This is a genomic window from Aeromonas sp. DNP9 (genome assembly GCF_001728955.1).
Lineage (GTDB): Bacteria > Pseudomonadota > Gammaproteobacteria > Enterobacterales > Aeromonadaceae > Aeromonas > Aeromonas veronii.
In genome coordinates this window covers 1-8,559 of sequence record NZ_LYSQ01000051.1, presented here as the reverse complement: position 1 = coordinate 8,559, position 8,559 = coordinate 1, and the positions used below count along the sequence as shown (strand labels likewise).

The 8,559-nt window shown below is 49.3% G+C and carries 9 protein-coding genes and 1 pseudogene; 8 read left to right on the top strand and 2 right to left on the bottom strand.

Annotated elements, in window-relative coordinates; translation table 11 throughout:
• Positions 1-133 precede the first annotated feature (133 nt).
• Positions 134-699, bottom strand: a pseudogene (locus A9G06_RS21785) (IS3 family transposase); the annotation flags it as partial.
• Between the two features lie 310 nt (positions 700-1,009).
• On the opposite strand from A9G06_RS21785, the gene A9G06_RS20985 reads away from it, so the two are divergent.
• The 8 genes from A9G06_RS20985 to rffA all read left to right on the top strand — a co-directional run bounded on the left by A9G06_RS20985 (position 1,010) and on the right by rffA (position 8,055).
• Complete coding sequence (locus tag A9G06_RS20985; RefSeq protein ID WP_069556520.1) at positions 1,010-2,572, top strand: hypothetical protein; 1,563 nt, start codon at positions 1,010-1,012, stop codon at positions 2,570-2,572.
• Positions 2,572-3,264: a WbqC family protein gene (locus A9G06_RS20980; protein ID WP_069556519.1), complete on the top strand. Its 693-nt coding sequence runs from the start codon at positions 2,572-2,574 to the stop codon at positions 3,262-3,264. Before A9G06_RS20985 ends, A9G06_RS20980 begins: the two co-directional genes overlap by 1 nt.
• The gene (locus A9G06_RS20975) at positions 3,261-4,190 is read left to right on the top strand and encodes a glycosyltransferase family 2 protein (RefSeq protein WP_069556518.1); all 930 of its coding nucleotides are present in this window, start codon (positions 3,261-3,263) and stop codon (positions 4,188-4,190) included. The genes A9G06_RS20980 and A9G06_RS20975 overlap by 4 nt, the downstream gene beginning before the upstream one ends.
• The gene (locus tag A9G06_RS20970) at positions 4,171-4,809 is read left to right on the top strand and encodes a class I SAM-dependent methyltransferase (protein ID WP_069556517.1); all 639 of its coding nucleotides are present in this window, start codon (positions 4,171-4,173) and stop codon (positions 4,807-4,809) included. The genes A9G06_RS20975 and A9G06_RS20970 overlap by 20 nt, the downstream gene beginning before the upstream one ends.
• Entirely contained in the window at positions 4,806-5,471 is a 666-nt protein-coding gene (locus tag A9G06_RS20965; protein ID WP_069556516.1) for an acetyltransferase, read from the top strand. The genes A9G06_RS20970 and A9G06_RS20965 overlap by 4 nt, the downstream gene beginning before the upstream one ends.
• The gene (locus tag A9G06_RS20960) at positions 5,468-6,385 is read left to right on the top strand and encodes a hypothetical protein (protein WP_069556515.1); all 918 of its coding nucleotides are present in this window, start codon (positions 5,468-5,470) and stop codon (positions 6,383-6,385) included. The genes A9G06_RS20965 and A9G06_RS20960 overlap by 4 nt, the downstream gene beginning before the upstream one ends.
• Entirely contained in the window at positions 6,382-6,756 is a 375-nt protein-coding gene (locus A9G06_RS20955; RefSeq protein ID WP_069556514.1) for an EamA family transporter, read from the top strand. The genes A9G06_RS20960 and A9G06_RS20955 overlap by 4 nt, the downstream gene beginning before the upstream one ends.
• 144 nt (positions 6,757-6,900) lie before the next feature.
• Complete coding sequence (rffA, locus tag A9G06_RS20950; RefSeq protein ID WP_069556513.1) at positions 6,901-8,055, top strand: dTDP-4-amino-4,6-dideoxygalactose transaminase; 1,155 nt, start codon at positions 6,901-6,903, stop codon at positions 8,053-8,055.
• Here rffA and A9G06_RS20945 read toward each other — a convergent pair.
• Positions 8,052-8,315 carry a hypothetical protein gene (locus tag A9G06_RS20945; protein WP_069556512.1) on the bottom strand — a complete coding sequence of 88 codons (264 nt, stop codon included), beginning with the start codon at positions 8,313-8,315 and terminating at the stop codon, positions 8,052-8,054. The genes rffA and A9G06_RS20945 overlap by 4 nt on opposite strands.
• Positions 8,316-8,559: the final 244 nt, after the last annotated feature.

The window sequence follows — 8,559 nt, the reverse complement described above, 5'->3', positions numbered from 1 at the left end:
AAATACCGGTCCAACAGTGACCAACGAAGTCCAAGAAACCCGCATAGCGTAAGGCTTTGCGGCTTTTTTGTTGTCCGATGAAGTCTGAGGTAGTCGCCTAAAACCAGCTTCACTAGTACTATAATTGTAGTGGTCAACTAAATCTGCGCTCTTGGTTAGGCCGAATCTCATCTTTTGCTGGCGGTATCACGTCATTGTGTTGATGTGGACGCTGGCAGTTGTAGTGAACCATCAGGTAATAGCTGATATCTTGCCTCCCGCAGGCTCATGTATCCCATAGTCGGCATCCACTCCGTTTTAAGACTTCTGAACAACCGCTCCATCGGGGCATTATCCCAACAGCTACCACGCCGGCTCATGCTCTGGGTCATGCGATTGAGCCACAGTCGTTGCCGAAATGCCCGACAGCCATATTGGCTACCCAGGTCGAAATGAAACAGCACACCGGATAGGCAACCCCGCTGTTGATAGGCCATCTCCAGTGCGTTGAGGGCCTGCTCTGCATCGCTTGTCAGACATCGCCCAGCCCACGACCCGGCGGGTATGAAGGTCAAGAACCGCAGCCAAGTAATGCCAACGACCACTGGCCCAGGCGTAGGTGATATCGCCACACCACACTTGACTGGGTTGCTGGACATCAAATTCTCGGGCCAGCAGATTGGGAATATCCGGTCGTTCAGACTGTGCCACCTTATAACGGGTGCGTCCGGCCGGCATGGCGATCCGTGCCCTTTCCTAGCGAGGGCCGGAGCAAGCCCCCTCAGCACTGAAGATGCTGCACACCAAACTATTATCAACGGAATGGGCTGCGATGCGCTCTGCCCAAGCCCTACAACACAGTTGGATGGCACGTGCGGAGAGCGTACCCTTTGGGAGAAGGCGACGGCGACTCACGTGTACTGTCTGGTAAAAAGCTTCTAGGGCTTTGCCGATCGTGAGAAAGTTGCCAAAAGGGTGACGCCCCCCCCTGTCACAGATTAAAATGCCATTTTTATCGCAAGTTGGCGGCATGAACCAAGTGACACAAAAGAATAGCTATATTGCACTTTACACCTTGGCAATTTCAGGCTTTATAGTTTTCCTTTCATATAATTGGCAGGGCAACAAAGGATTTAATCTATGGGATGAGGGTTTCCTTTGGTATGGCGTCCAGCGTGTCTTGCTGGGTGAGGTTCCAATTCGAGATTTCATGGCCTATGACCCCGGGCGATATTATTGGACGGCTGCGCTCGTAAGCCTGTTTGGCGACAGCGGTATCATGAGCTTGAGGGCTGCAGTAGCCGCATTCCAGACGCTGGGATTGTTTGTTGGGCTATTTTTAATAACACAATCACAGCGACTAAAATGCAAGGGCGATGTCGTTTTTATTCTTCTTGCAGTAATCACTCTGGCTGTATGGATGTTCCCCCGGCACAAGCTTTTTGATATTTCTATCTCCATTTTGCTTATTGGGGTTCTTGCTTACCTTATTGCAAGTCCGGTTTCAAAACGCTACCTAGTGGCGGGCGCTTGCGTCGGATTGATTGCTGTTTTTGGTCGAAATCATGGTGTTTATGGGGCATTAAGTAGCCTCGGCGTTATCGCTTGGCTCTCGATAAAAAATCAGTCAAGTATCGGTTTTCTAAAAGCGGTTGTATTTTGGGGTGCTGGTGTGGTGATAGGTTTTTCACCCATCATCTTGATGATGCTTCTTATACCCGGATTCGGTGTTGCTTTCTGGGAAAGTGTTCGATTCTTGTTCGAACACAAAGCAACCAATCTACCGATACCGATCCCATGGCCGTGGACAGTTAACTTTTCTACAGCCTCATTTGGTGAAGCCGTGCGAGGAGTTTTGATTGGGCTGTTCTTCATAGGAACCCTAGTATTTGCTGGACTTTCCTTAGCTTGGGTTGTGTACCGAAAATTCAGAAACGAGGCAGTATCCCCGGTGTTGGTTGCATCGGCATTTCTTGCCCTCCCTTACGCTCACTATGCTTTATCACGAGCTGATGTTGGCCACCTGGCACATGGTGTCTTTCCTCTGATAGTTGGTAGTTTCGTTCTGCTGTCCCTTTCCGCAGCAAGGCTCAAATGGCCTCTCGCACTGGTGCTCTGTGGGTCAAGCTTGTGGGTAATGCACATTTTTCACCCTGGATGGTATTGCCTTGCGAGCAAACAATGTGTATCTGTCGAAATTTCTGGGAGTCAGCTTAAAGTTGACCCTGGTACAGCAAACGATATCGCGCTACTTCGAAAGCTTGCCGAGGAGTTTGCTCCAAATGGGCGAAGTTTTGTCGCGACACCATTTTGGCCTGGCGCATATGCCTTGCTAGAGCGCAGCTCGCCGATGTGGGAAATTTATGCCCTTTTTCCACGCTCTGAGGCATTTGAACATCGAGAAATTGAACGTATCAAGGCCGCCAATCCGGGTTTTATATTCGTTTTTGACTTGCCGCTTGATGGCCGTGAAGAACTGCGATTCAAAAACACACACCCGTTGACTAATCGGTTTATTCTGGATAATTTCGATCCGATAGAAGCTTCTCAGAACCCTGCTTACCAAATTTTCAAAGCCCGAGGCAAGAGGTAATGAAAAAAGTCGCCATCTTGCAGTCCAACTACATACCGTGGAAGGGCTACTTCGACATGATTGCAGCTGTCGATGAATTCATTCTTTACGACGACATGCAGTACACGCGCCGCGACTGGCGCAATCGAAATCAAATCAAAACGCCCCAAGGGGTTCAGTGGCTAACGGTTCCCGTTCTGGTGAAAGGTAAGTACCACCAAAAAATCAGAGAGACTGAGATTGAAGGCACTGATTGGGCCGCTGCACATTGGAAAGCATTGGCACAGAACTATCGCCGAGCCCCCCATTTCTCGGAAATCGCTTCATGGTTGGAGCCGCTGTACCTTGAACAAAACTTCACTCACATTTCGCAACTCAACCGTCGCTTTATCGAAGCTATCTGCAATTACCTGGCAATAAAAACCACCATTACAAGTTCTTGGGATTACACGCTGCTTGATGGGAAGACGGAGCGGCTCGCAAATCTGTGTGTGCAAGCTGGTGGCACTGAGTACATCTCGGGACCGGCAGCCAAGTACTATGTCGATGAAAAGGTTTTTTCGGATCAGAGGATTAAGCTGACCTGGTTCGATTACGCCGGATACCCCGCGTACCCACAGCTTTGGGGCGAGTTCACTCATGGCGTCACAATCCTTGATCTTTTGTTTAACTGTGGCAATGACAGTCCTCGGTACATGAGGTATGTGGCATGAAGCTTTCAATAGTTGCAACTCTCTACCAGTCTGCTCCTTATATAAGCGAGTTTCACGAACGTGCGAGCGCTAGTGCAAAGCGGATGGTTGAAGACGATTATGAAATTGTGCTTGTGAATGATGGATCACCAGACAATAGCTTGGACCTGGCTATCAGACTCACCGAACAGGATTCACATGTTGTTGTAGTTGATTTGTCCCGTAACTTTGGGCATCACAAGGCTATGATGACGGGATTGGCACACGCCAAAGGAGAGCTGGTTTTTCTCATCGATAGCGACCTTGAAGAGGATCCAGAGTGGCTTGAGGCGTTTGCGCGGCAGATGAACCAAGAACGCTGTGATGTGGTTTACGGAGTCCAGGAGCGCAGAAAAGGAAACTGGTTTGAGCGTTGGAGCGGTCAGTGGTTTTATCGCATCTTCAAAGCGCTAACGGGACTAGCGCTACCAGAAAACGTAGTAACCACTCGGCTGATGGCGAGGCGCTATATTGATGCGCTGTTATGTCATCAGGAGCGCGAGGTTTTTATGGCGGGCCTATGGCACATCACCGGTTTCGACCAGCGCCCTCAGGTAATCAAGAAGCACCATACCAGTGAAACCACCTACACCTTTCGCCGGAAGATGTCATTGCTGGTCAACTCGGTGACGTCATTCAGCAATGCTCCGCTGGTCGGCATTTTTTACATCGGCGTAGCGATCTCGCTGTTTGCTCTAGCTTACATCGTGTATCTGGTTACGTACTGGCTATTCCTTGCAAAACCCATGAGCGGATGGACATCAGTCATGGCCTCTATTTGGCTCCTTGGAGGTATGGTCATCTCCTTTATCGGTGTCGTGGGAATCTACCTATCCAAGATATTTTCTGAAACCAAGCAGCGTCCATATACCATCGTGAGGCAGATTTATGCAAAACGACAAGACTAGTCTGCTCGACGAGGTTGCAACTTATTACGCTGAAAAACTTGCGGAACATGGCGATACGCCTCGTGGAGTCGACTGGAATGGTGAAGAAAGCCAGATGGTCAGGTTTGCGCAATTGTGCAAAATCATTGACCCCAAGTCGCCAAATTTTTCCCTGAACGACTTGGGTTGCGGCTACGGCGCCTTGCTCGATTATCTGCGAGACAAGCACGCAAACTGCACATATTTTGGGGTGGATGTTTCCCAAGAAATGATCAAAGTGGCAGAGCAACGGCATGCTACTACCGATCAAACTCGTTTCATCACCGCGACAGAGCCAAACGGAGTAGCTGACTATGGCTTGGCAAGTGGTATTTTTAATGTGCGACTGGGGCGCTCGGATGCAGAGTGGTTTGATTATCTACAGGCCACCTTGGACGTTCTTGACCGAACCAGCAGTCTTGGATTCGCGTTCAACTGCCTGACCTCATACTCAGACGAGGATAAAAAACGCGACTACCTCTACTACGCGGACCCATGTCGCTTGTTTGATTTGTGCAAACGTCGCTATTCCCGCCAAGTCGCATTGCTTCATGATTATGGACTTTATGAGTTTACGATTCTGGTGAGGAAGATACCATGAAAAAAGCGCTTGTAATTTTTGGCTCTGGTGATATCGCGCAACTCGCACACTACTACTTCAGTACGGACTCCAATTACGAAGTTGTTGCCTTTACGGTAGATGCAAACTACATCAAGGAATCTGAGTTTTGCGGCTTGCCGGTTGTCGCGTTTGAGGCTGTCGCTAAAAACTATCCGCCCGATTCCTATGATTTTTTTGTTGCACTGAGTTACTCGAAGCTGAATGCAGTCCGTAAAGAAAAGTTTCTCGCAGCAAAGGAGATGGGTTACAAACTGGCGAGCTTCATCAGTTCGCGTGCAACAGTGCTCAATGAAGGAAGAATCGGTGAAAACTGTTTCATTTTTGAAGACAACACCATTCAGCCGTTCGTCACGATAGGCAACAACGTGACTTTGTGGAGCGGTAACCATATCGGCCACCATTCAGTAATTCTTGATCACACCTTTATTGCATCGCATGTGGTCATCTCGGGTGGGGTAGAAATTGGTGAGCAGTGTTTCGTAGGCGTGAACGCGACATTACGTGATCACATCAAAATCGGGGATAGATGTGTTGTCGGTGCTGGAGCGCTACTGCTCGCAGATGCGGCACCCGAAGGGGTCTATATTGGCACAACTACCGAACGTTCAAAGGTGCCCAGTACAAAGCTGAGGGGCATATGAAACACAGCTGGAGAAAGCTTGGGCAGATTTATTGTCCGTCAGGTCAAAACGAATGGATGTACTCTCATGCTGCTGTTCCTATTGCGGAGCATATCGAAGGGGATTTGTTTAAGATCTATTTCAGCTCAAGGAATAAAGATAATCAAAGTTTTACCGGATATCTATTAATAGACATAACCAGACCACAGGAAATCCTTGAGTTATCGGATAGTCCAGTGCTCGGCCCTGGTGCTTTAGGTGAGTTCGACGATAGTGGAGCGATGGCCACTTGGCTTGCCCAGCACGATGGCAGGCGATTTCTCTACTACATCGGATGGAATTTGGGTGTGACTGTGCCATTTAGAAATTCCATCGGTCTCTCTATAAGCGAGCATGTTGGGGAATTCAAAAGGTATGCACCAGGTCCAGTTGTTGATCGTTCGATGACTGAACCTCACTTCGTTGCCAGCTGCTGTGTATTGCCTGATCTTGACAAATGGCGCATGTGGTATCTCTCATGCACCGACTGGAAAATACGAAATGGAAAACCTGAGCACCGATATCACATTAAGTACGCTGAATCAATCGATGGGGTTTCGTGGATACGGGAAGGGGTTGTGGCAATAGACTATTCTGATGACTCGGAATATGCCATTTCCAGACCTTCTGTTATTCGCGACGGGGGCTGCTGGAAGATGTGGTTTTCTCATAGAGGTTCTGCATATCGTATTGGTTATGCTGAGTCACTAGATGGCATCCACTGGCAGAGGCTAGACGCCGATTGTCGAATTGATGTGTCGGAGTTCGGTTGGGATTCTGAAATGATTGAGTATCCTTTTGTGTTTGACCATGATGGATCTCGATATATGCTTTACAACGGCAATGGTTACGGGAAAACAGGGTTTGGTTTGGCTGTTCTTGAGGGGTGCTCATGAGTCGCTATTTTGACTACCTGTACATCTTTGCCACTTTGGGTTTCACAGTCTATGGACAGATAATTCTCAAATGGCGAATTGCGCAGTTTGGTCCGCTACCCTCAGAGTTGGTAGATAAGCTCAAATTTCTACTCGGGCTTCTCTTCGATCCGGCGATATTTTCAGGTTTCGCAGCTGCATTCTTGGCATCTCTTGCATGGATGGCTGCTATGACGAAATTTGATTTGAGTCATGCCTACCCCTTCATGAGCCTAAACTTCGTCGTAGTTTTGCTGTTAAGTGGCTGGCTTTTAAGTGAACCAATGAGCATGCAAAAAGCACTAGGGGTTGGATTGATTGTTCTCGGGACGGTAGTAGCGGCTCGTGGCTAATTCAAATTTAACCGAAATCCCCCCCCCCAAAAATATCAGTTTGCCCTGGATTTTTGTGTTTCAGCTACTTTTGTCCTTTGCTTCCTCTTTGCTGACAAGTGTTAAGTCCTGACAGGGGTATCGAAGAAAGGCCTTGGAGAGAGTATGAAAAAGACAAACAACCGCATCCCGTTCAACTGGCCTCACATGACAGGCAAGGAGTTGTACTACATCGCTGAAGCGCACTTCAATGGTAGCTTGGCCGGCGATGGGCCTTTCACCAAACGCTGTCATGCATGGCTGGAGGAGCAGACTGGATGTAATAAGGGTCTGCTTACTCACTCTTGCACGGCGGCACTCGAGATGGCTGCTTTATTGCTGGATATTCAGCCCGGCGACGAGGTCATCATGCCGTCATACACCTTTGTATCTACCGCCAATGCCTTTGTGCTTCGTGGTGGGGTTCCCGTGTTTGTCGATATCAGAGAAGACACTCTGAATTTGGACGAACGGCTGATTGAGTCCGCCATTACACCACGTACCCGCGCCATTGTTCCCGTGCATTACGCGGGAGTGGCGTGCGAGATGGATACGATTATGGCCATCGCCCAGAAGCATGAATTGAAGGTCGTTGAGGATGCAGCACAGGGGGTGATGTCAACCTACAAAGGGCGGGCCCTCGGCAGCATTGGTGATCTCGGAGCCTACAGTTTCCACGAAACAAAAAACGTGATCTCGGGAGAAGGCGGTGCGTTGCTCGTCAATAGCCCCGACATGAGCCTTCGCGCAGAGATCATCCGCGAAAAAGGTACCGACCGAAGTCGATTTTTCAGGGGAGAAGTCGATAAGTATACTTGGCAAGAGGTGGGCTCGTCGTTCTTGCCCGGGGAGCTGATTGCTGCTTTCCTTTGGGCGCAACTTGAGGACGCGGATCGAATTACCCAAAAGCGGCTGGTAAGCTGGCAGCGTTATCATGAGCTTCTGGAACCCCTTGAAGCCAAGGGAATACTTAGGCGACCGATTGTTCCAGATGACTGTGAACACAATGCCCACATGTTCTACATTCTCCTGGCGCCGGAATTAGACCGTCAAAAGGTCCTTGATTCGTTCAAGCGCAATGAAATCTGGTCGGTTTTCCACTACGTACCGCTTCATTCATCCCCTGCCGGGAAGCGTTATGGTCGGCCGCATGGCGGCTTGGATGTCACGAATCAGCAGTCTGAAAGGTTGGTCCGCTTACCACTGTGGGTTGGCTTGTCGGATGAGCAGCAAGACCAGGTTGTGGAGGTACTTTGTAATGCTGCTGCCTGTCAAAGTTAGGCTTGGCGATGATTTTGTTCGGTGGGGTACTTCAAGTTGTCAGCAATCATATTTCGTCTTGACTTGTAGAACTCGGCAGTAGATGGCACTAGACACTCGTTTTCATAAGCTTCGATGTCGCACAGGCGATAGATGACTTTGCCAGGCAGCCGGATGTAGCTTGATCCAGTACCGTTCGGGGGCCAGCGTTCAAAGGGCGCTGTTGACAAGCACCAGCGGCTGGCAAGCTGCAGTTGGTCAAAATGGGTGGTGGTCATCATGGTGAACTCCTTGTGGTGAATGGGAGCCCATGAATGCTCTGTTTCGGGAAGATAGCAAGTCCTGCGGTTGTTCTGGGAGAGTTTTGAGGTAGGATGCAGCTCGGTCAAACCTTTCGCTCCGGTACGCAAGATCAGGCGTATCCTGTTTTGCATACATTCATACTACTTTCCGGTGGCGAGCGAGTGTCCCATCACCAAACGTTTGGAAAGGACCACCTCGCAAGAGATGGCCTTTTTTATCGAG

Excerpts from the sequence above, each read along its gene's own strand:
- A9G06_RS20985 (WP_069556520.1), top strand. The coding sequence starts at position 1,010 with ATGAACCAAGTGACACAAAAGAATAGCTATATTGCACTTTACACCTTG.
- A9G06_RS20980 (WP_069556519.1), top strand. The coding sequence starts at position 2,572 with ATGAAAAAAGTCGCCATCTTGCAGTCCAACTACATACCGTGGAAGGGC.
- A9G06_RS20975 (WP_069556518.1), top strand. The coding sequence starts at position 3,261 with ATGAAGCTTTCAATAGTTGCAACTCTCTACCAGTCTGCTCCTTATATA.
- A9G06_RS20970 (WP_069556517.1), top strand. The coding sequence starts at position 4,171 with ATGCAAAACGACAAGACTAGTCTGCTCGACGAGGTTGCAACTTATTAC.
- A9G06_RS20965 (WP_069556516.1), top strand. The coding sequence starts at position 4,806 with ATGAAAAAAGCGCTTGTAATTTTTGGCTCTGGTGATATCGCGCAACTC.
- A9G06_RS20960 (WP_069556515.1), top strand. The coding sequence starts at position 5,468 with ATGAAACACAGCTGGAGAAAGCTTGGGCAGATTTATTGTCCGTCAGGT.
- A9G06_RS20955 (WP_069556514.1), top strand. The coding sequence starts at position 6,382 with ATGAGTCGCTATTTTGACTACCTGTACATCTTTGCCACTTTGGGTTTC.
- rffA (WP_069556513.1), top strand. The coding sequence starts at position 6,901 with ATGAAAAAGACAAACAACCGCATCCCGTTCAACTGGCCTCACATGACA.
- A9G06_RS20945 (WP_069556512.1), bottom strand. The coding sequence starts at position 8,315 with ATGATGACCACCACCCATTTTGACCAACTGCAGCTTGCCAGCCGCTGG.